This window comes from Candidatus Symbiothrix dinenymphae, assembly GCF_001431085.1.
Window position 1 is genome coordinate 1 of record NZ_BBRU01000336.1, and the last position, 496, is coordinate 496.

At 44.8% G+C, this 496-nt stretch carries 1 protein-coding gene; it reads right to left on the reverse strand.

From position 1 onward, the window contains the following. The coding region (locus ASC50_RS04165) for a hypothetical protein (protein ID WP_226995387.1) at positions 1 to 496 on the reverse strand (496 nt) is incomplete at both ends.

Below are 496 nucleotides of genomic sequence, written 5' to 3' on the forward strand. Positions count from 1 at the left end.
ATAATAGGTAATCTTGTAGGGCGTTTTGTCAAATTTCGGGAAAAAGACTTTATCTCCAATGCTACCGTGAGCGATTTTATCTGTCTTCGCTCCTGCCACATCCACCGCACGCCATTCGATGAACGTGTAGCCGCGCCTATACGGGTCTCGCAGCGGAATATCAGGGGATTCCACATTGTACTCCGTTGGATTTTCGGGGTCCGGCAATTCCGGGTTTAAAGCATCTTGATAGCCACCAAGTTCAGATTCCGACAATTTATAGCTGACACTATAGGGTATAGTTGTGTAGGACACCTGAATAGTGGAATCATTGCTCACATTCGTAAAGGTATAGGTACCAACCGTTTCGGGAGATACATTACCGGCATCAACAATCGCTTGACTATTTAGATTACCATTGAGTCGAACCTCATGGAATTTGTACCCGGGACTTTTGTAAAAATTAAAGGTTTGATTACCTCCATAAGGCACGCTTTGAGGGACATCAGGGTCAATG